This window comes from Sphaerospermopsis sp. FACHB-1194 (assembly GCF_014696235.1).
Classification (GTDB): Bacteria; Cyanobacteriota; Cyanobacteriia; order Cyanobacteriales; family Nostocaceae; genus Sphaerospermopsis; species Sphaerospermopsis kisseleviana.
Genome location: NZ_JACJPU010000007.1, coordinates 31,209 through 50,615 on the forward strand (window position 1 = coordinate 31,209; position 19,407 = coordinate 50,615).

Annotated in this window: 19 protein-coding genes; 10 read left to right on the forward strand and 9 right to left on the reverse strand. The window is 37.1% G+C overall.

From position 1 onward, the window contains the following. The first annotated feature begins 18 nt into the window (after window positions 1–18). On the forward strand, window positions 19–1,356 hold the full coding sequence (locus tag H6F45_RS06095; RefSeq protein WP_190346747.1) for a S8/S53 family peptidase: 1,338 nt from the start codon (window positions 19–21) through the stop codon (window positions 1,354–1,356). Next, window positions 1,346–3,748 (forward strand): NACHT domain-containing protein, encoded by a 2,403-nt coding sequence (locus H6F45_RS06100; RefSeq protein ID WP_190346748.1) that lies wholly within the window; start codon window positions 1,346–1,348, stop codon window positions 3,746–3,748. The genes H6F45_RS06095 and H6F45_RS06100 overlap by 11 nt, the downstream gene beginning before the upstream one ends. Before the next feature lie 208 nt (window positions 3,749–3,956). Here H6F45_RS06100 and H6F45_RS06105 read toward each other — a convergent pair whose 3' ends face one another. Beyond that, on the reverse strand, window positions 3,957–5,297 hold the full coding sequence (locus tag H6F45_RS06105; RefSeq protein WP_190346749.1) for an alkaline phosphatase: 1,341 nt from the start codon (window positions 5,295–5,297) through the stop codon (window positions 3,957–3,959). 455 nt (window positions 5,298–5,752) lie between these two features. Between H6F45_RS06105 and H6F45_RS06110 the strand changes: the two genes are divergently transcribed. Continuing rightward, the gene (locus H6F45_RS06110; RefSeq protein ID WP_190346750.1) at window positions 5,753–7,192 is read left to right on the forward strand and encodes a carotenoid oxygenase family protein; all 1,440 of its coding nucleotides are present in this window, start codon (window positions 5,753–5,755) and stop codon (window positions 7,190–7,192) included. Window positions 7,193–7,283: 91 nt separating this feature from the next. Beyond that, on the forward strand, window positions 7,284–8,126 hold the full coding sequence (locus H6F45_RS06115; RefSeq protein ID WP_096571827.1) for a lysophospholipid acyltransferase family protein: 843 nt from the start codon (window positions 7,284–7,286) through the stop codon (window positions 8,124–8,126). A gap of 65 nt (window positions 8,127–8,191) precedes the next feature. Here the strand turns inward: H6F45_RS06115 and H6F45_RS06120 are convergent, their stop codons facing one another. Then, a complete protein-coding gene (locus H6F45_RS06120; RefSeq protein ID WP_096571828.1) occupies window positions 8,192–8,800 on the reverse strand; it encodes a hypothetical protein in 609 nt (202 codons plus the stop codon). A gap of 223 nt (window positions 8,801–9,023) precedes the next feature. Further along, the gene (locus H6F45_RS06125; protein WP_096571829.1) at window positions 9,024–9,614 is read right to left on the reverse strand and encodes a thylakoid membrane photosystem I accumulation factor; all 591 of its coding nucleotides are present in this window, start codon (window positions 9,612–9,614) and stop codon (window positions 9,024–9,026) included. 306 nt (window positions 9,615–9,920) lie between these two features. Between H6F45_RS06125 and H6F45_RS06130 the strand changes: the two genes are divergently transcribed. Continuing rightward, a complete protein-coding gene (locus H6F45_RS06130; RefSeq protein WP_190346751.1) occupies window positions 9,921–11,258 on the forward strand; it encodes a MurT ligase domain-containing protein in 1,338 nt (445 codons plus the stop codon). Between the two features lie 97 nt (window positions 11,259–11,355). Here the strand turns inward: H6F45_RS06130 and H6F45_RS06135 are convergent, their stop codons facing one another. Further along, window positions 11,356–12,135 (reverse strand): hypothetical protein, encoded by a 780-nt coding sequence (locus H6F45_RS06135; RefSeq protein WP_190346752.1) that lies wholly within the window; start codon window positions 12,133–12,135, stop codon window positions 11,356–11,358. 406 nt (window positions 12,136–12,541) lie between these two features. Between H6F45_RS06135 and H6F45_RS06140 the strand changes: the two genes are divergently transcribed. From H6F45_RS06140 to H6F45_RS06150, 3 genes are all read left to right on the forward strand, one after another. Next, on the forward strand, window positions 12,542–12,811 hold the full coding sequence (locus H6F45_RS06140; protein WP_190346753.1) for a hypothetical protein: 270 nt from the start codon (window positions 12,542–12,544) through the stop codon (window positions 12,809–12,811). Then, a complete protein-coding gene (locus tag H6F45_RS06145; protein ID WP_190346754.1) occupies window positions 12,808–13,236 on the forward strand; it encodes a putative toxin-antitoxin system toxin component, PIN family in 429 nt (142 codons plus the stop codon). The genes H6F45_RS06140 and H6F45_RS06145 overlap by 4 nt, the downstream gene beginning before the upstream one ends. 156 nt (window positions 13,237–13,392) lie before the next feature. After that, entirely contained in the window at window positions 13,393–14,196 is an 804-nt protein-coding gene (locus H6F45_RS06150; protein WP_137666093.1) for a type 1 glutamine amidotransferase, read from the forward strand. A 29-nt stretch (window positions 14,197–14,225) separates the two neighbouring features. Here the strand turns inward: H6F45_RS06150 and H6F45_RS06155 are convergent, their stop codons facing one another. The 3 genes from H6F45_RS06155 to H6F45_RS06165 form a co-directional block, all read right to left on the reverse strand. After that, complete coding sequence (locus H6F45_RS06155) at window positions 14,226–14,996, reverse strand: hypothetical protein (protein WP_190346755.1); 771 nt, start codon at window positions 14,994–14,996, stop codon at window positions 14,226–14,228. Between the two features lie 89 nt (window positions 14,997–15,085). Beyond that, the gene (gene thiD / locus H6F45_RS06160; protein WP_096571836.1) at window positions 15,086–15,919 is read right to left on the reverse strand and encodes a bifunctional hydroxymethylpyrimidine kinase/phosphomethylpyrimidine kinase; all 834 of its coding nucleotides are present in this window, start codon (window positions 15,917–15,919) and stop codon (window positions 15,086–15,088) included. 135 nt (window positions 15,920–16,054) lie between these two features. After that, on the reverse strand, window positions 16,055–16,486 hold the full coding sequence (locus H6F45_RS06165) for a hypothetical protein (RefSeq protein WP_096571837.1): 432 nt from the start codon (window positions 16,484–16,486) through the stop codon (window positions 16,055–16,057). Between the two features lie 123 nt (window positions 16,487–16,609). Between H6F45_RS06165 and H6F45_RS06170 the strand changes: the two genes are divergently transcribed. Beyond that, window positions 16,610–18,460: a S8 family peptidase gene (locus H6F45_RS06170; protein ID WP_190346757.1), complete on the forward strand. Its 1,851-nt coding sequence runs from the start codon at window positions 16,610–16,612 to the stop codon at window positions 18,458–18,460. 48 nt (window positions 18,461–18,508) lie between these two features. On the opposite strand, the gene H6F45_RS06175 is transcribed toward H6F45_RS06170, so the two are convergent. Continuing rightward, on the reverse strand, window positions 18,509–18,649 hold the full coding sequence (locus H6F45_RS06175) for a hypothetical protein (RefSeq protein WP_190346758.1): 141 nt from the start codon (window positions 18,647–18,649) through the stop codon (window positions 18,509–18,511). On the opposite strand from H6F45_RS06175, the gene H6F45_RS06180 reads away from it, so the two are divergent. After that, window positions 18,630–18,860 carry a hypothetical protein gene (locus H6F45_RS06180; RefSeq protein WP_096571839.1) on the forward strand — a complete coding sequence of 77 codons (231 nt, stop codon included), beginning with the start codon at window positions 18,630–18,632 and terminating at the stop codon, window positions 18,858–18,860. The genes H6F45_RS06175 and H6F45_RS06180 overlap by 20 nt on opposite strands. Here the strand turns inward: H6F45_RS06180 and H6F45_RS06185 are convergent. Further along, window positions 18,847–19,170 (reverse strand): thioredoxin family protein, encoded by a 324-nt coding sequence (locus H6F45_RS06185; protein WP_096571840.1) that lies wholly within the window; start codon window positions 19,168–19,170, stop codon window positions 18,847–18,849. The two genes, H6F45_RS06180 and H6F45_RS06185, sit on opposite strands and share 14 nt — an antisense overlap. Window positions 19,171–19,407 lie beyond the last annotated feature (237 nt).

Consider the following 19,407-nt stretch of genomic DNA (forward strand, 5'->3'; position numbering starts at 1 on the left):
AACTGATAATCCCATAAAATGACTATACTATGGGCTAATACCAGTGTTTATCATTCAGGTTGGTGTGAGGAGTATTTGATGGGTGTTTACATTATTCGTCCTAAGACAACATCAGTAGCGCGTTCTTTAAAATTAGCATCGAGAAAATTTACGGCTGAAAGTCGTCCTTCACAAGTTGCAGAAGTGGTGAATTTTTGGCAACAAGACCCTGTATATCAAGAAATAAATTCTTATTTAGATCCCTTCTGTGGCAGTGGCGGTGTAATTAGAGAAATAATATCCTCCTCAAAAGATGCAGATACACTCATGGAGTATCAAAATCGGATCAGTATTACAGGTACAAAAATAGTTGATATCCCTGATCAAGAAATTGACAAAGTAAGTCAAGATTTACCTAATGCTTTAATTTTACGCGATTTCCAAATAGGGTTAATTCAGCCAGAAAGAAATTTAACAGGTAAAAAAGATACAATAAATGTAGATGATCTTTGGCATTTAGAAGCTATATCTCTGATTACCGCACGTCAGCAAGGATTTACAGGTACAGGTAAAGGAATAACTGTTGCTGTTCTTGATTCTGGTATAGATGCCAACCATCCAGAAATCAGAGATAAAATAATTGAATCTTATCGTTTAAATCCCAGAACACAGGAAATTCAAACCGTACCATTTGAAGATACAGTTGGACATGGTACTCATGTTGCAGGTTTAATTTGTGGAAATCAAGTTGGTGTTGCACCAGAAGCGCAAATCATCAACAGTATTATGTTTCCTAATGGTGTATGTAATCTCTCAGATTGGATATCTTGGTTTAATTGGTTAGCATTACAACCAGAAATCAATATAGTGAATATTTCTGCGGGTGAACTTTCTTTACCAGCAGGTTATTTTGAGCTATTTAATTCTTTAATTGATGATTTAATAGCTGTAGGTTTACTTCCCATTTGTGCTGTAGGTAATGAAGGATTTAACCGTTCTCGTACACCTGGTAACTGTAAAGGTTCACTTTCGGTAGGTGCTATCAATAATAAAAATAAAGTTGCATACTTTAGCGGTAACACTACCATTACCATCACAAATGACTCCCAATCTTATAATGTTCCTTATGTAGTTGCACCGGGAGAAAGCGTTTATTCATCTGTCTTGGGTGGAGGTTATGAAGCGTGGAATGGTACATCTATGGCCACACCGATTGTTTCTGGTGTAGCGGCTTTAGTATTAGAGAAGTATAATAAAAATATCTCAGTGCTAAATTTATTAGATGAAATTTTGACGAATTGTAAAGATTTAGGACTGGATAAAGAACGCCAAGGTAAAGGTTTAGTTCAAGTACCAAAAGCACTATATGAACCTTAAAGAACACCACATTGCTAAAATTGACCCTTTGCTAGAAGAAGCTTTAATGAATGCAAGGGGTGATGAAAAAATGCGGGTAGTTATGACCTTGGGTGATGACAATCAACTCAGGAATAATCAAGGTGTTTTAAATTTAAAACCTGCTGATTTTCCATCATCTACAGCCTACAGAAATGCGTTAATTGAACAGCGTAAAATTCAAATTTCTCAAGTTATAGGTGACACAGTTCAAGAACTACAAAAAATATCTTTAACGACCCAAGGCGGCACAATGAGCCGTGTTTTAGTTGTTGAAGGTTCAGCAACGGATATATTACGCTCATTAGAATTATCTGGAGTTAATCATGTTAGTTTAGATCAATTAATAGGATTACCAGAAATTGCCCCAGATGAAGCAGTTAATCATTTTGCGGAATTGTATATTAAAATCTTGGGAAGTGAGTTAGATGAGAAAACCAAAAAGTTAATTTATCAAGCATCTAAACAATACATTCTTAACTATCAAAAGCGATATAATCGGTTGCGAGTTTTGGGAATGCCGCAACCTGTAAATTTAGATGATATTTATACAGAAGTCCAATGTTTACAACCTGACCAAATTCAGGATTTTGATTCAGAAAAAAACTTTCGTAAAAATGATAATCGCAGATTGGCTAATGAAAAATCTGCAAGACAAGATGGAATGATAATTGCTAATCAATATGCACATTTAATGATTTTGGGACAACCGGGTGCAGGTAAATCTACTTTTTTAAGGAAAATAGGACTAGAAGCACTTAAAGGTAAATCTGGACAAATTCAGGGTGAATTTATCCCTGTTTTACTAGAATTGAAACAATTTACTACTGATCAAGTTGATATTTATGATATTCTTCAGCCAGAATTTTTATCTTGTAATTTACCATTAGCAAAAGAATTTACTAATCAAGTATTAAGGCAAGGTCAATTATTACTACTGTTAGATGGTTTAGACGAAGTACCAAATAGAAATTTTGAATTGGTGATTGATAAAATACAGGATTTTGTTGAGCATTACAAACAAAATAAATTTGTGATCTCTTGCCGTACTGCTGCTTATCGCCATAAGTTCAGTAACTTTAAAGAATTTATTATTGCGGATTTTAATGATGAGCAAATTTCCCAATTTATTAATAACTGGTTTTATTCAGAAGTAGATAAAAAATTAGGAACTGCCCAAAAATGCTGGCATAAAATTAAAAGTGAAAAAGCTACTAAAGAATTAGCCCGAACTCCCTTGTTATTAACTTTTCTATGTTTAGAATATGATGAATCTCAAGATTTACCGAAAAAACGAGCTACTTTATATAGTAATGCTTTAGATATTTTATTGAGAAGATGGGCAGCAGAAAAAAGATTACCCAATGAACCTGTTTATCGTCAACTGGGTATAAATTTAGAAAAAAGTATGTTGGCGGAGATAGCATATCATTATTTTGCAGCCGATAAACTTTTCTTTTCTCAGCAAGAGGTCTTAAAGCAAATACAACAGTCTCTAGATAAAAATTGTAATATTACCCAAAATTTAGATGCTGGTAAACTATTGGATGCTATCACTATTGAACAAGGAATTTTAGTAGAACGTGCTAGAGATGTTTATTCATTTTCTCATCTAACCCTACAGGAATATTTAACAGCCCAATATATTGATGATCATCGTCTAGTTGAGAAATTAGTCACTGAACACCTGACAGATAAACGCTGGAAAGAGGTGTTTTTATTAGTGGCTGGGGTTATGCGTGGTGGTGCTGATGATTTGTTGTTATTAATGGAAAAGCAAGCACAAAAATACATCAACACCCCAAAATTAGAAGGTTTATTAAATTGGGCGGAACAAGTCACTGTAGGTTCTCAAGGTAATTATAAACCAGTAGGTAAACGTGCAGTTGCGATCGCCAACGCCAACACCAACGCCTACGCCTACGCCAACGCCAACGCCAACGCCATCGCCAACGCCATCGCCAACGCCTACGCCATCGCCAACGCCATCGCCAACGCCTACGCCATCGCCATCGCGATTACTGAGTCCATTAAATACATTGAGGTGGTAGAAAAATTAAAAATATATAATCAAAACCTCAATTTAACTGCGTTACTTACTGAATTAAAGACAATAAAAAAAAATAATACTCCTGATAGTAACAAAACCAAAAAATTACATCGAAATTTGGCTAAAAACTTGATAGAAACCCTACTCAAAAGCTTTAATCTCACCCCAGAAATGGTAAATTTATCTAAGGAAGAAATCAAGGCTTTAGAGAATTATCTTTATGCTAATTATCTAATTATTCAATGTAAAGATGCTGCGTTATCCGTCTCTCGTGAAACCTGGGAAAAAATAGAGGGGCGGATGTTGTTACCTCCTGGTAATTGAGTCACAATAAAGAAAATGAGAAGATAACCCACTAAATAAATCTATAACTTCATGACAACAAGTTTGATCTCGTTACCAGTCTCAGACTGGGAATGCTACAATAGAGGCTCTGCCTCTTATTTATCTGATTTAATAAAAGGCAGAGCCTTCTTGAATTCATTCCCATACAGAGTATGGGAACGAGAGGGGGAGAGGTCAGAGAAAGGTCTTAATTTTGCCCTAATTCCTTACCAAATAAAGTTCTATACATCAACCGATAAATATCTGTATTATCCACCGTTCCATTTAACAGCCCAGCATTAAAACCATGCGCTTTCGCTATTATTCCTCCAGCATTATCACCAAAACCAGACCATGATATAGCAAAGGGAAAACGTCTACCCTGTTTATCAGGTGCAGAAATAAAAGGTAACGTACTTGTTCCTTCTTTCCCATCCCAAGGTGCGCCATTTTTACCTTTTTCTGGTAATGGTTTATTAAAAGGAAAATCTTTTTCTGTTGCTCCCACCAATTCTAACCCACCAGCATCACTATCAGCCGCAGTTACTAATAAAGTATTCGGGTTTTTCTCAATAAATTTCATTGCCACACCAACAGCATCATCAGCACGTTTTAAGGCAGTGAGACAACCAATGGCATTATTATAATTACCGAAATTATCGCTGCCTTCTTCCTCTAAAACAATCAAGAAATTTTTACCCTTTTGCGATAAAATCTTTAACGTTACATCCAACTGTTCCCCTACCGTCGGTGCAGTAGCAACATATAACGGTAAATTACGTTGTTTCAAGTTTTCTTCTGTTTCATCATTGTAGGTATCATCAGCCGCAAAAATTCCCAACACCTTTTTAGTATTTGTTGGTAACTTCAATAATTCATCACGAGTGTAAACAACGGTGTAACCTTTCTTTTTCGCTATTTCTACTAAATTTAACCCATCAGTTCTTTGACTTTGGGATGCGGTAGAATGTCTTCCCGCTACTCCTTTGGGAAGATACCACATTTCCCCACCACCTAAAATTACATCTGCACCAGATTCTACTATTTGTTTAGTAATATCTGCAAAATTGCGACGACTGGAAGATTTTGCTAAAAATGCACCTGTTCCCGGTTCATGAATCATCCCAGAATTAATAATAGCCGTTCCTTTGCCCGCTTTTATGGCTTCTTCCATAATTGTTTGTGGTTTTCCAGAAAGCGCCACCACTGGTTTACCGTTTTCATCCAACCCAAAAGAGTCAGCATTTACCTTTACCCCAGTAGCATGAGTTACCGCCCCACCATTGGAAGTTCCAGATAATTGATTTTTCATGTGTCCCAGGTAAACAGCCAAATTTGACATTTGATCCCAATTTAATCTGCCATCTGGTCCAGTGTAGAGTATTCTAGTTGCGCCCCAGTGCGCTGCACTCGTACCATCTGGATGGATAAAGATCACATTACCTTGGCTAGAGGTATTATTGGCTAAGATATGTGGTGTATAACTGAGGACAGATATCACAGCCAAAAGTAAGAAACCAATAACTTTTTGATTCAATCGTCGTAACATTGCTTTACATTTAAAGTATAGGTACAATCAAACGTAAGAAGTCAAAAATCTTAAGGGCGAAGCATTCGGGCAACAAATTATCAATTTTCTGACCAGGCTATTTTCCTTTAAGGGCGAAGCATTCGGGCAAGAAATTATCAATTTTCTGACCAGGCTATTTTCCTGTAAGGGCGAAGCATTCGGGCAACAAATTATCAATTTTCTGACCAGGCTATTTTCCTTTAAGGGCGAAGCATTCGGGCAACAAATTATCAATTTTCTGACCAGGCTATTTTCCTTTAAGGGCGAAGCATTCGGGCAACAAATTATCAATTTTCTGACCAGGCTATTTTCCGAATGCTTCGCCCCTACGTCGCCCGTACAGGTCTTTTGACAATACATACTTTAATCGGTAATTGTTAAGAAATGGTAATTAAGCTGTTGGACATTTAACTTACATACTATCTAAAATTAAAATGCAGACAATTGAAAAAAAGTCAAGTAAAAAAACCTGGGCAAAAGCCATATCCCAACCGGCAAAAGAATTTCCCCCCACTCAATTACCAATAATTGCGGGTAAAATTCCTGAAGGGTTACGTGGTACACTTTACCGCAATGGTGCAGCAAGATTACAACGGGGGGGTGTATCCGTAGGACATTGGTTTGATGGAGATGGGGCTATTTTAGCAGTTCATTTTACCGATGCAGGTGCTACGGGAATTTATCGCTATGTGCAGACTGCTGGTTATCAAGAAGAAACCACTGCGGGTAAATACCTATATGGTAATTATGGCATGACTGCACCGGGTCAGATTTGGAATCAATGGCAAAAACCAGTGAAAAACGCTGCAAATACTTCGGTTTTGGCATTACCGGAGCAACTTTTAGCACTTTGGGAAGGTGATAACCCCTATGCTTTAGATTTAGAAACTTTAGAAACCAAAGGTTTAAATAATTTAGGTGGTTTAACTAAAGGACAACCTTATTCTGCTCATCCTAAAGTTGACTATCAAACGGGAGAAATATTTAATTTTGGCATGACTCCTGGACTTAATGCCATATTGCATATTTATAAAAGTGATTTTACTGGTAGAATTATTCAACAAGCAAAGTTTACGTTAGCAGGTTTTCCGATCATCCATGATTTTGTTTTAGCAGGACAATATTTAATATTTTTTGCTCCGGCGGTACGGTTAAATATTTGGCCTGTTTTATTTGGGGTGAGTAGCTACAGTGATTCTTTAACGTGGCAACCAGAAAAGGGAAATCAGATTATAGTTATTGATAGAGAAAATTTATCTTTAGTCAGTCGGGGAGAAACAGAACCTTGGTTTCAGTGGCATTTTAGTAATGGATATGTTGATGATAGTGGTACTGTAATTGTTGATTTTGCTAAATATGATGATTTTCAAACTAACGAATATTTGCGAGAAGTAGCGACAGGAGAAACTCACACCTTTGCTAAAACTTCCTTGACACGGGTAAAACTAAATCCGCAAACTGGCAAAGTACAAGAAATTGCAACTTTATTAAATAGAACTTGTGAATTTCCTAATGTTCCAGTTAAAAATGTCGGTAATTTCTCTCGTTATAGCTATATGTCTATTTTTCGGGAAGGAACAGATACAGAAGGTGAGATATTAAATAGTATTGCTCGTTTTGATCATGAAAATGGAAATTTAACAGAAGCAAACTTAGGTGAAAATTTTTATCCTTCTGAACCTCTTTATATTGAAGATACTCAAAACTCTCAGCAAAGTTGGGTGTTGACAGTGGTTTATGATGGTAATAGTGATAGTAGCGAAGTTTGGATATTTGATGGCGATCGCCTCAATGAAGAACCTGTTTGTCAACTTGGTTTACCCAGCGTTATCCCCCATAGTTTCCACGGTACTTGGAAACCTGGTGACTGGTGACTGGTGACTGGTGACTGGGGAAGAAATATTTACCTCCTGCCTTCTGCCTCCTGCCCTCTGCCTCCTGCCTCCTTGAACTCCTGAAAATTCAATGTTTCAACTACAACACACCCAAAACACAAAACCAGGATGGTCTTTGGATGAACGAGATCCAAAGTTCATCGAAAATATCATGCCTATATTGGGCATTTTATACAACTACTATTTTCGCGTCCAAACCAGTGGCTGGGAAAATATTCCAGAGGGAAAAGTTCTGTTTGTCGGTTCTCACAATGGCGGTTTGGCATCCCCGGATACATCCATGATGCTGTACGACTGGTTACGTCGCTTTGGTACACAAAGACCTATTTACGGTTTGATGCACCCCAAAGTTTGGGAAGTTTTTCCCCCAGCAGCGGAAATGGCGATGAAAGGTGGTGCTATTATGGCACATCCAAAAATGGCTTATGCTGCTTTTAAGGCTGGTGCGAGTGTGTTAGTTTATCCTGGTGGTGCGGAAGATGTGTTTCGACCCCATCAAATGCGGGATAAAATCTATTTTGCAGAACGTCGCGGTTTTATTAAGTTAGCACTGCGGGAAAATGTGCCTATTGTTCCCGCTATTTCCTGGGGGGCGCATGATACCCTGATAGTTTTGGCTGATTTGTATAAAATTATGCAGCAATTCCATCAATGGGGAATGCCTTGGTTGTTTGATGTTGATCCGTTGGTATTTCCTGTTTATTTAGGTTTACCTTGGGGTTTAGCAGTAGGACCATTGCCGAATATTCCTTTGCCAGCGCGTATTCATACCAGAGTTTGTCCACCTATTGTCTTTGAACGCTATGGAAAAGAAGCAGCAAGCGATCGCAAATATGTGAATGAATGCTATGAATTAGTCAGAAGCAAAATGCAGGAAGAACTAGATAATTTAATCAAAGAAGCAAATAAATAAGGAGTCAGGAGTCAGAAGATAAATATTTCTTCCCCAGTCACCAGTCACCAGTCACCAGTTACCAGTCACCCTATAGGATAATTTCCAGGGTTAACAGCATGAATAAACTCACTACCAGAATGTGGTCTACCTCTTTTATAGGCTGCTTCTTCTGGTTTTCCCCAACCCATCTGTAAAATTAATTCCAAAAAATTCGCATTTTCCCACTTTAAAAAACTTGCCCATTCTGTCCTTTGGGCTATTCTTTCTACATCTAAAGTATTAATTTTTTCGTGTTGTCTACCATTACTCAAACTTAAATATAAATCCATATCTGTTGTAACTTGATCCCAAAATTCCAACATAGAATTTTTCGCAGCTTTCAATATTTTCAAATCAGTATTTAACGCTATTAACTGCGCGTCAACCTCTGGATAATGGAAAGTTTTACCCTTCACAGTCAAATCTTTCCAAACAATTCCAGAAACTTGATTTTCGCGTTGATATTCATGAATAGAAGCTTTAAAATCTTGATAGGCAGTGAATTTTTGTAGCCCTTCCGTTGGGATAAACTGGTCTATAACTGGATTACCTGAAACCGTCACATCCAACTTTAGGCGTTCTCCTTTCAAGCAAGCTTGCCGTTCTGCTGCTAAAATTTGAATGAGTTCCAGCGTAGTATAAACTTTGTTCATTAGTTATTGGTTATTAGTTATTGGTCATTAATTATTAGTCATTAGTAATTTAACTATTATGTCTTGGTAAAAATAAAAATGCAGTATCAGAACCAACTAAAAATTCAAATCTGAATATAAAACCAGTATATCGAAATTTTTACAGAGTAGTCTTGAGACGACTTTTGATATTAGCCTGAGAATTAATTCTCAGACCGTGGTACAATTACAAAATGTCTAGAGTTTACTGGCTCAACTCACTGCTATACTCATTAAATGAACGCTGTTTGAACTCAATAGACTGATCACGAGGTAACAAATTAAATACCTCCCTAAATTTATCATCTATTTCTTCAAAAGGTACTTGACCTTTTTTATTCAAAACAACTTTTCCCGACTGATCAAAAAGAACAACCTGCGGTACAACACCAGAATAATAATATCCTGGTTCTGTGGGTTCATAACTGTCTTTCACAGGAATAGTATCAACACTTACAGGAATAATTTCCGCAGCACGTCCATAAAATGCTTGAGTCTGGGAAATATACACCGCATACTGTTTACAATCGCTGCTATCATCCACATAAAAAGCCAGCATTGCGGGTTTATGTTCTGCTAAAGTCTGTCCTAAGGTTAGTTTGGAAGGAACAAGAGAACCATTACCCGCAAAAACCACGAAAATATTACCTTCATATCTGTCATCCTTCATACCTGCAAAAGCTGGTTGTATACCTACAATAAATAGGCAAAGCAGCAATAATAGGCATTTTGACAGCAACCGTCGCCAGTTAGCAGTTATGTTAGTTTGTAAAAAAAGCCAATTTATGCTACTCATCAACAAAAACCTTACTTAACACTTTTGCCTAGATTTATCCTAGATATATAATTACATCTGAGTGCTATTTTTTCACCATAACTTTTAGTAGTATTAACTTTAGCAACAATTGAAAATTCCAAACTACACAAAAAAATCACTCTTAAACCCTCTTAACTTTGCGTACTTTGCGTACTTTGCGGTTCGTTATAAAGCTGAATACTGCTAACTAACTACTGATAGCTATAAATGACTGGTATTTTTTACCAATATTAGCTAAACTGACAAAATTAATTTTGTAAATAAAGACATTACTTAACAACTGCTGTGGGAAAGAAAATACAACTTATAGATAGAGTCAAACTGGGTTTAGCAGTATCCATTGCTAAAAGTGTGACATTTTTAGTACGTTCTTTACGTCTTGGTGCTGCTAGTGTATTACCAGGTTCTATTGCGCGACGCATCGAACCCAGACTTTTACAATTATTGAGTCAACAAGTTAAAAACGGTGTAATTTTAATTGCAGGTACAAACGGAAAAACCACAACCGCCCTGTTATTATGCACAATTTTAGAACGCACAGGTTACAAAATTGCCCATAATTCTACTGGTGCAAATTTAGAGAATGGTTTAGCGACTGCTTTAATAGAAAATTCCAGTTTATTAGGTGCTTTAAATGTTGACTATGCAATTTTAGAAGTTGATGAAAATATCGTTCCCAAGGTTTTAAAACCTTTACAACCAAAAATTATTATCTGTTTAAATTTATTCCGGGATCAACTTGATAGATATGGAGAAGTGGACATTATCAGTAAAAAATGGACACAGGTAATTTCAACCTTACCAGAAGAAACTGTAGTTATTCCCAATGCTGATGATCCAACTTTATCTTATTTGGGTCAACAGTTAAATCAAAAAGTGCTATTTTTTGGATTAAATGAACCAGAGAATTATTTAGAATCAATTCCTCATGCAGTAGATTCTATTTATTGTCCCAGATGTGGACATTCTTTAGATTATCAAGGGGTTTATTTATCCCATTTAGGAGATTTCTCCTGTCCTAGTTGTGGGTTTAGTAAGAGTCAACCCAGTTTAGAAAGTAGTGAATGGTCACAAATTCTCGTAGGTTTATACAATAAATATAATACTTTAGCTGCTGCTACTGCTGCAAAAGAATTAGGAGTTGAGGAAACCAAAATTAGAGAAGCAATTAATAATTTTCAAGCAGCTTTTGGACGTGCAGAAGATTTGGTAATAGATGGTAAAAAAGTGAGGATTTTGTTATCTAAAAACCCTGTAGGAACAAATGAAACTATTAGGGTAGTTACTCAAAGTACAGATAAAACTACATTAATGGTTTTGAACGATCGCACACCTGACGGAACAGATGTATCTTGGATCTGGGATGTGGATACAGAAAAATTAGTAGAAAGAGGTGGAACATTGATAGTGAGTGGCGATCGCGTGTATGATATGGCGTTAAGATTACGTTATAGCGAGAAATCTATTGACAGTAAAATTAACTTAATTGTTGAATCAGATTTAAAGAAAGCTATCACCATTGCTTTAGAACATACACCGAAAAATGAAACTTTGCACATTCTTCCTACCTATTCAGCAATGTTAGAAGTGCGGGAAGTTTTGACTGGGAGGAAAATACTTTAACAATTGATAATTGACAATTGACAATTGACAATTGAAGGTTTACATCAAATAAAATAGATCCCCAACTTATTGAATAAAGTCGGGGATCTAAATAAATTTACACTAAATAACTGGTATTTGGCACAATTTGAAAGAAAGCATATTCATACCAAGCAGTCCAAATAAAACTTCTAATCCAACGTTGATATTTTTCAGGAGATAATTCATAATTAAACTCTCCCTCAGAAATATCAATAGAAGATAAATGAGAATTACAACCGCAACCGTGATGATAGGTAAAACCGTATTTTGAAGCAATACTTTGTACCTTCATTTGCACTGCAAAAACTTTACCGGAATGTAAAATTGCATCCCAAGAACGTTTATGTTCAATATCTCGTTTGTCAAATCTTAAAGCGCGTTCTTCAAACACATAATCTCGGTAAATTGGTGCTAAATGCACATGATAAAAACTCGCAGGTAAATCATATCCAAACTCATTAAAAAGGTCAATTCCAATTAAAGCAACCTTCACTTCATTGCTGTATTCTAAACCTTTCGATTTTACATCTTTGAGAATTTGTTGAAAATCTGGATATTGATCCTTTAAAAAATCATTTCCGTAAAATTCCAAAGTTTCATAAGCTAACTTTCCAAACAATTGAGAAAACGCAGATTTAAAACTAGCTAATTCTGGACGTTCATCAAATAAATCAACATCTCCTTGTTCTAGTTTATATTGAAATAACTGCGCCATTTTTACATAAACATCTGGATTTTTAAAACCTATATTTGCTTTTCTAGCAGCGATATTTTGCCAAATAGGAGGTAGTTGAGAAACAGAAACCGCATTTTCACCAGCAATTACAGTTAAATTGGGAGTTTCAATTAGTTTCATGGATGATTTACCTTTGAGGAGAATTAACAAGATAAGTAAGTATTCAGCTATAGTAACTGTTGATATCCAGATCCCCGACTACTGCGATCAATTCACAATTTATTGACAAGATTATAAAAGAAGTCGGGGATCTTATCACTCTATTCCTGAATACTTACCAAGATGATTTGTGATTATGGTGACAAAATGCTCAAAAAAACTGTTACGTAAAATACTAAATTCACCCAAATACTAATTATGACAGGGTGTAAAACAATAAAAAAGGTCATATTGTAAATTAAATTAACCACTGAATATGAATTTTTACCCAATCATGCAATATTTATGTTATAATTTTTCAAGTCTAGAACAATAATATTATTAATCAAAATAGAAGCTAAACAAAATAAAAGCAAAGGAGTAAATAATGACTACTAAACTTATTGCAAAAGTCACCTCAGAAGGAAAACTAGAAATTCCCCCAGAAATCTTACAGCAGTTGCAACCTAATTCAGAATATGAAATTTCTGTCACAGAAAGGTCTATTATTCTAGAAAAAAAATCTAACTCAACAGTTGATTTAGATAAATTTCTGGAAGAACTAGACCAATTAGAACCAGATCCAGAACAACCGACTTTAGAAGAAATTAGTGAAATTGTAAAAGAAGTTAGACAAGAATTATGGGGTAAGAAATGAGAGTTGTTCTTGATGTTAATGTTTGGATATCAGCTTTACTGTGGGGAGGTGTACCATCTGGTATTTTACATCTTTCTCGACAGAAACAGTTAACTATTTTTGTCTCTCAATCCTTATTAGAAGAATTAGAGAATACTGTAAAACGTCCTAAATTCCAAAGTCAAATAAAAAAGCAAAATCGTACAATTGAATATTTAATGTCAATAACTCAAGGGTTTTGTGAAAAATGTCCTAATATTTCCCTAGATATAGATATATCCCAACTAAGAGATATGAAAGACTATCATATCTTAGCTGCTGCTGTATCTGCTCAAGCTGAAGTTTTAATTACAGGTGATCAAGACTTATTAGTATTGAATAAATTTGCAGAAATATTAATTATGACACCTGCGGATTTTCTAAATACTTATTTCACATCTTCATGAATAAGAAAAATCAAACTTAATTCCTCTGCGTCCTCTGCGTCTGGATCGGTTCGTTCCTATCATACCCTATCAACACCAAACAAATTATCTAAAAAATATTGAAAACTCCCAAAAATGAGTTAACATAAAACGCAAAATAAACATAACTGTAAAACGATGGAAATAATAATTGGTTGGTTATATCCCAAATTAATGAGTACCTACGGAGACAGAGGAAACGTCATTACCATAGAAAAACGCGCTCAGTGGCGGGGATATGATGTTAAAGTATTACCATTAGATCAAAATGCCACCGCAGATGATATAAAATCAGTAGATATAATTGTTGGTGGAGGAGCGCAAGATCGTCAGCAAGAAATAGTCATGCGTGACTTACAAGGTGCAAAAGCTGACGCAATGCGAGATAAAATTGAAAACGGTACACCAGGAGTTTTCACCTGTGGTTCTCCCCAACTTTTAGGACATTATTACGAACCTGGTTTTGGACAAAGAATAGAAGGTTTAGGAATATTAGACTTAGTTTCCATTCATCCAGGAGAAAATACTAAACGTTGTATAGGTAACTTAGTTATAGAAGTTACCGCTTCCCGACTCGCGCAAGAACTAGAAGCAATGATAGGGACAAAACCTTATTTAGTCGGGTTTGAAAACCACGGAGGAAGAACAAAATTAGGGAAAGTAGAAGCTTTAGGAAAAGTAGTTTATGGTTTAGGTAATAATGGAGAAGATGGTACAGAAGGAGCATTTTATAAAAATGCGATCGCTACCTATTCACATGGTCCTTTATTACCAAAAAATCCTTTTGTTGCAGATTGGTTAATTCAAACAGCGTTAAAGTTGAAATATCAACAAGAAATTACACTGACACCTTTAAATGATACCTTAGCAATGCAAGGTAGAGAAGCAATGTTTAATCGGTTGAAAGTAAATTTACCAACTGTTGCTAAACTTAAAGTTTAATATCATTAATGACTAATGATTAAAGACTACTAACGGTTGTTTTGGGTTTGGTTTTGTAACAAAGGACGCACAATCAAATAACCCGCACTAAACCCACCAATCATAATAAACACAATAGTAAAAAACAACCACCAACCATTCAACCCCCTAGACTCAGACTCTAGGGGTAAATAATAATGTACTTCTTGTTCTTCTATATACATTGGTTCTGATACCGGAAAATTCATATCCATCACAGGTACAGAAATAACTTCACGACGGACTTTTTTTGGTGGTTTGGAAGTTGGTTGACGTGGGGGAGGTGCTGTTTTTACTGTCTTCTTTTTAGGAACTTTACCTTCAGTATTTTTACGAACTTTATCTTGAGCTTTAGGCGTATTTATTACAGTTACATTAGGTCTAGGTGCAGCTTGATTATTTGGTCTATTATTTGGTCTATTATTTTGTGTATTATTTTGTGTATTGTTTACATAAGCATGATTTTGAGGAGTAGAGTGAGAAATTGGCGTACTAGGTTGAGTTTGAGAACTTGGTGCATGAGAACTTGGTGCATGAGAACTTGGTGCAGAAGAGTCAATTAACTTTTGCAGTTCTAAACAAGACTGAACAAGTTTGTTAATTTCTTGACGTAGTTGCTGATTTTCCTGAGATAATTTTTGATTGTGGTTAGTGACTACATCTAACTTAGCTTGTACTGCTTGTAACTCTGCAACTAATTCCCGGTATACCGAAACAGGTACAGACGGGGAATATCTGGGAGTCGGTGGTTTAGTATGAACATTAGGGGTAGTTGCTCTCATCTGCATATTGGTATAAAAATTAGGTTTTTAGATTAACAAAATATACTATCAGAGTAAAGTTATCCCGGAGAGGAAGTTTCAACCAATTTTTAACGTTTTTCCAACAACGGGAAAAAATGTCCCACAGGTCCACTTCCCTTCCCAATATCCAAAGAATAAGTAAGTGCAGTTGTCACATATTCCTTAGCTTCTTGTACCGCATTCCATAAATCTTTACCCAAAGCTAAATTAGCAGTAATCGCAGCAGATAAAGTACAACCAGTACCATGAGTATTTTTCGTTTCTACCTGTTTCGTCCTCAAAACTTCCAACCTTTCCCCATCAAACCAAACATCCACCCCTCTCAACTCTCCAGACATTCCCCCACCCTTGACTAAAACCGCTTTTGTACCTAAATTTTTATGTATAATTTCGGCAGCAGTTTGCATATCCTCCAAAGAAACAATTTCCAACCCGCTTAAAATCTGCGCTTCATAACGATTTGGTGTAATAATAGCCGCTTGGGGAATCAATTCATCACGTAAAGTTTTCACCGCATCATCATCAATCAACTGCGCTCCTGTCCGTGATACCATCACAGGATCTACCACCAAATTATTAATTTGTAAAGTTCTGACTTCCTGCGCTACAGTTGAAATAATTTCTTGATTTAGCAACATTCCTGTTTTTGCAGCTTGCACACCAATATCTTCAACTACCGCCCGAATTTGTGCTATAACAGCCTCTGAAGGCATGGCATCAACCCGGATCACATCTAGAGTATTTTGGGCTGTAATACAAGTAATAGCACTTGTACCGTGAACACAGTGAAAAGCAAAAGTTCTTAAATCTGTTTGAATACCCGCACCACCACCACTATCCGAACCAGCTATAGTTAAAGCTACAGGTATAAATTTTTGATTTGTTTTTTTATTGGTAGTCATTAACATTAACTCTCAATTTTAACAACATTAGACATCTCCGTAAATTACATAAGCATAACCTGAAACCCTTGGTAGGGACAATTCATGAATTGTCCCTACATCTTTTTCGGACAAGTCTATTAACAATATAAAAATTTACTCATTTGCAGAATGTAAATTTCCCAGAAATCCCTGCAAAAATTTAGCCCATTCTGCTGCTAAAGGAATTTCTGTAAAGGGAACTCGTACTGATTTAGCAGATTCAGAAAATACAAATTCTAACTCAATCACACGACCTTTTAAGGGAGGATTTTCCATTTCCACTTGTTTATCATTTACCAACAAGCTGATTTTTTCAACATCTAATAAACTAAAAGTTTGCAGTTGAATAGGTCCTTTAGTAGTAGGTTTTCCCCAAGTGATATCATTACCTTTTTGAGCGAGTACAGCATAAATATCATACTTAGCCCGTTCAAACTGTTCTGCCCAAATTTTATAAGCTTCTAGTTTCTGATATTCCTGGGAACCTTGCCAGGCTAACCAGAAAAATGCGCCTAACAAAGGCAACCATAAAAGACCACGTTCCATAATTCGTAATTGGTAATTAGTAATTCGTAATTTTTTCTAGATTTTTTCTAGTCTCCACTGTCCCAAAAATACCACTATATGAGTTATCGTAGTGTGCAAACTGACAAAAAGCGATGAGTTGATATGAGAAGACTTATATTATTGTGCTTGTTTGTCATCGGCTTGGTTGCTGCCGTATTCGGATACCTGAATTTTCAGGGATTGGCAACCAAAGGTGAATTTGAGACAATATTACTGGATTTTCGGGAAGATTTACCAGCAACAGTCATAAAGCAAGACTTACAAGCGATCGCTCAACAATATAACGTTACACCCCAACTGGATAACCAATTTTCAGAGGCTGATAATGTGTATATTATCAAAGGCGATCGCCAACGGTTAAAAGACCTGAGAAAATCAGCTTATGCCCAAAACACAGAATTTATCGAGCCTAACTATATTTATCAAGCAGTTCCCATTGGTGAAACAGCCTGGTTAGGAGACTTTCTCCGTCCTCAAGATGGCGATGAAGAACCAAGCACCTCCTTAACAGGTCCCAACGACCAATATTACAGCAAACAATGGAATTTGCACAAAATTGGCGTAGAAGGTGCATGGACACGCACCAAAGGCAGCGGTGTAACAGTTGCAGTCATTGACACAGGTATCACCAAAGTCCGGGACTTGTATGAAACCAAAATAGTCAAAGGTTACGACTTTGTAAACGACACCGAAACCGCCCAAGACGACAACGGACATGGAACTCATGTAGCCGGTACAGTCGCCCAAGCCACCAACAATAAATATGGTGTAGCTGGAGTTGCCTACGAAGCAAGTCTCATGCCCTTAAAAGTATTAGGTGCTGATGGTGGTGGAACAGTAGCCGACATTGCCGAAGCAATCAAATTTGCCGCCAACAACGGCGCAGATGTCATTAACATGAGCTTAGGTGGTGGTGGCGAAAGCCAGTTAATGAAAGAAGCCATTGAATACGCCTACAGAAAAGGTGTGGTAATCGTTGCCGCCGCAGGTAACGAAAGCACCGACGGTTCTAGTTATCCCGCCCGTTATCCTCACGTCATTGGTGTTTCCGCCTTTGGACCCGACGGGGAAAAAGCAGACTATTCTAACTTTGGTGCAGGAGTAGACATTTCCGCCCCTGGTGGCAGTGATGCAGGTGCAATACTCCAAGAAACCATCAACGAAAACGGCGAAGGCGTATTTTTAGGACTGCAAGGTACAAGTATGGCCGCCCCCCACGTCGCAGGGGTAGCAGCATTAGTCAAAGCAGCCGGAGTTACAGACCCAGAGGAAATTTTAAAAGTCCTCAAACAGTCAGCTAGAGTCATACCAGAGGACGCATTAAACTATTATGGCGCTGGACAACTTAACGCCGAAGCCGCAGTTAAACTTGCTAGTGAAGGACAAATTAGCTTTAACGACTTTTTCCGGTGGTTAAGGGATAACGGCTACATCAACCCCGGCTTTTGGATAGATGGTGGCGTTGTTGCCCTAGTACCGAAAATTTTAATGGTAGTAGGTTCTTATCTCCTCGCTTGGTTTTTACGGGTTTACTTCCCCTTCTCCTGGAGTTGGTCCTTATCCAGTGGTTTAATATTTGGTAGTTCTGGTTTATTCTTCCTCAGAGGAATTTATATCTTTGACCTTCCCCAGTGGCCATTCCGGGTTTTAGGTAGTTCTATTCCCGAACTAGGCAACAGTATACAAGGAACAGGTGCTTTAAATCCCCTCTTTGCCAGTGTATTAATTCCCATGCTTTTAATAGCATTGCTATTAGGACATCCCAACTGGAAATGGTTTGCCATAGGTTCTAGCCTTGGTGTAGCAGCCTGTTTAATAGTCAGTGCCATTTATGACCCCGCAGTTTGGGGTCTAGGAGATGGTACATTAGCCCGCATTTTCTTACTTGTCAATGCCCTACTGTGCTACGGACTAGCCCGTTTAGCATTGAAAAACGACGAACAACCAGCTTAGGAAGAGGTGACAGGTGACAGGTGACAGGTGACAGTGAAGAAAAACTTTCTATGATTTCTGACTTCTGACTCCTTGATCTCCTGACTCCTTGATCTCCTGACTCCTTGATCTCCTGACTCCTTGATCTCCTGACTCCTTGATCTCCTGACTCCTTGATCTCCTGACTCCTATGATCACAATTACAGGCAAAATAGAACGCCGAAATATTGGTCTCGGCGCTTGGGCTTTTGTTACAGATGATGGTGTTACTTACGAAATTCCTAAAAGTGCTGACAAAAATTTGCTCAAGTCAGGTCAAAAAGTTTCAATTACAGGAAAAATACGCGATGACATCATGACCACCGCTATGATTGGTTCTGTTTTACAGGTAGAATCTTTTGAAATAATTAATTCTGACTAGCTGCTGTGTCCAAAACCGCCTGAAGACGACTTCTAAACTCGCCTTTGGGATGTCCACCTTTGACTTCACCAACTATTTGAAATTCACCTTCGGGAGAATTGCATATAATATAGGTAGGCCATCCCATCTCCGATTTATCAGGATACTGGGTGAGGAGAATTTTCCGATATTTACGATAAGTTGCCGTATCCTGCATTTTCACATCAATAAATTGCAAACCTAGTTCCTCTGACACCTTTTTGTCATAAAAAGACATTTTGTGGCAGATGCCGCAATCTTCAGAAGAGAACTTAATCACTGCTAAACTCATTGGTCTCTGGGATTTTCTTAATGTTATAGCCGTGGACAGAGTGGTTAGGACATCAATTTATCATCAAAGAGGGCAACCACCGGGGGTTTGCCCCTACTGAATCTTCCTATAAGTACAACTTAATGAGATTTTAGAATACAGTATGAATCAGGTTTTTCGTCAAGCTTGGTTATTTTGGGCAAAACTTGTCCCATTTGATGTTTGAAGAAAATCAGTACAACTGTTCCCTGTTCCCTG

What these genes read in the sequence shown, in the direction of transcription:
- H6F45_RS06125 (WP_096571829.1), bottom strand. Translation starts at nt 9,614, where the DNA reads ATGAGTAGCATAAATTGGCTTTTTTTACAAACTAACATAACTGCTAAC.
- H6F45_RS06180 (WP_096571839.1), top strand. Translation starts at nt 18,630, where the DNA reads ATGATCACAATTACAGGCAAAATAGAACGCCGAAATATTGGTCTCGGC.
- H6F45_RS06105 (WP_190346749.1), bottom strand. Translation starts at nt 5,297, where the DNA reads ATGTTACGACGATTGAATCAAAAAGTTATTGGTTTCTTACTTTTGGCT.
- H6F45_RS06150 (WP_137666093.1), top strand. Translation starts at nt 13,393, where the DNA reads ATGGAAATAATAATTGGTTGGTTATATCCCAAATTAATGAGTACCTAC.
- H6F45_RS06140 (WP_190346753.1), top strand. Translation starts at nt 12,542, where the DNA reads ATGACTACTAAACTTATTGCAAAAGTCACCTCAGAAGGAAAACTAGAA.
- H6F45_RS06145 (WP_190346754.1), top strand. Translation starts at nt 12,808, where the DNA reads ATGAGAGTTGTTCTTGATGTTAATGTTTGGATATCAGCTTTACTGTGG.
- H6F45_RS06155 (WP_190346755.1), bottom strand. Translation starts at nt 14,996, where the DNA reads ATGAGAGCAACTACCCCTAATGTTCATACTAAACCACCGACTCCCAGA.
- H6F45_RS06185 (WP_096571840.1), bottom strand. Translation starts at nt 19,170, where the DNA reads ATGAGTTTAGCAGTGATTAAGTTCTCTTCTGAAGATTGCGGCATCTGC.
- H6F45_RS06100 (WP_190346748.1), top strand. Translation starts at nt 1,346, where the DNA reads ATGAACCTTAAAGAACACCACATTGCTAAAATTGACCCTTTGCTAGAA.
- H6F45_RS06135 (WP_190346752.1), bottom strand. Translation starts at nt 12,135, where the DNA reads ATGAAACTAATTGAAACTCCCAATTTAACTGTAATTGCTGGTGAAAAT.
- H6F45_RS06095 (WP_190346747.1), top strand. Translation starts at nt 19, where the DNA reads ATGACTATACTATGGGCTAATACCAGTGTTTATCATTCAGGTTGGTGT.
- H6F45_RS06165 (WP_096571837.1), bottom strand. Translation starts at nt 16,486, where the DNA reads ATGGAACGTGGTCTTTTATGGTTGCCTTTGTTAGGCGCATTTTTCTGG.
- H6F45_RS06110 (WP_190346750.1), top strand. Translation starts at nt 5,753, where the DNA reads ATGCAGACAATTGAAAAAAAGTCAAGTAAAAAAACCTGGGCAAAAGCC.
- H6F45_RS06115 (WP_096571827.1), top strand. Translation starts at nt 7,284, where the DNA reads ATGTTTCAACTACAACACACCCAAAACACAAAACCAGGATGGTCTTTG.
- thiD (WP_096571836.1), bottom strand. Translation starts at nt 15,919, where the DNA reads ATGACTACCAATAAAAAAACAAATCAAAAATTTATACCTGTAGCTTTA.
- H6F45_RS06120 (WP_096571828.1), bottom strand. Translation starts at nt 8,800, where the DNA reads ATGAACAAAGTTTATACTACGCTGGAACTCATTCAAATTTTAGCAGCA.
- H6F45_RS06170 (WP_190346757.1), top strand. Translation starts at nt 16,610, where the DNA reads ATGAGAAGACTTATATTATTGTGCTTGTTTGTCATCGGCTTGGTTGCT.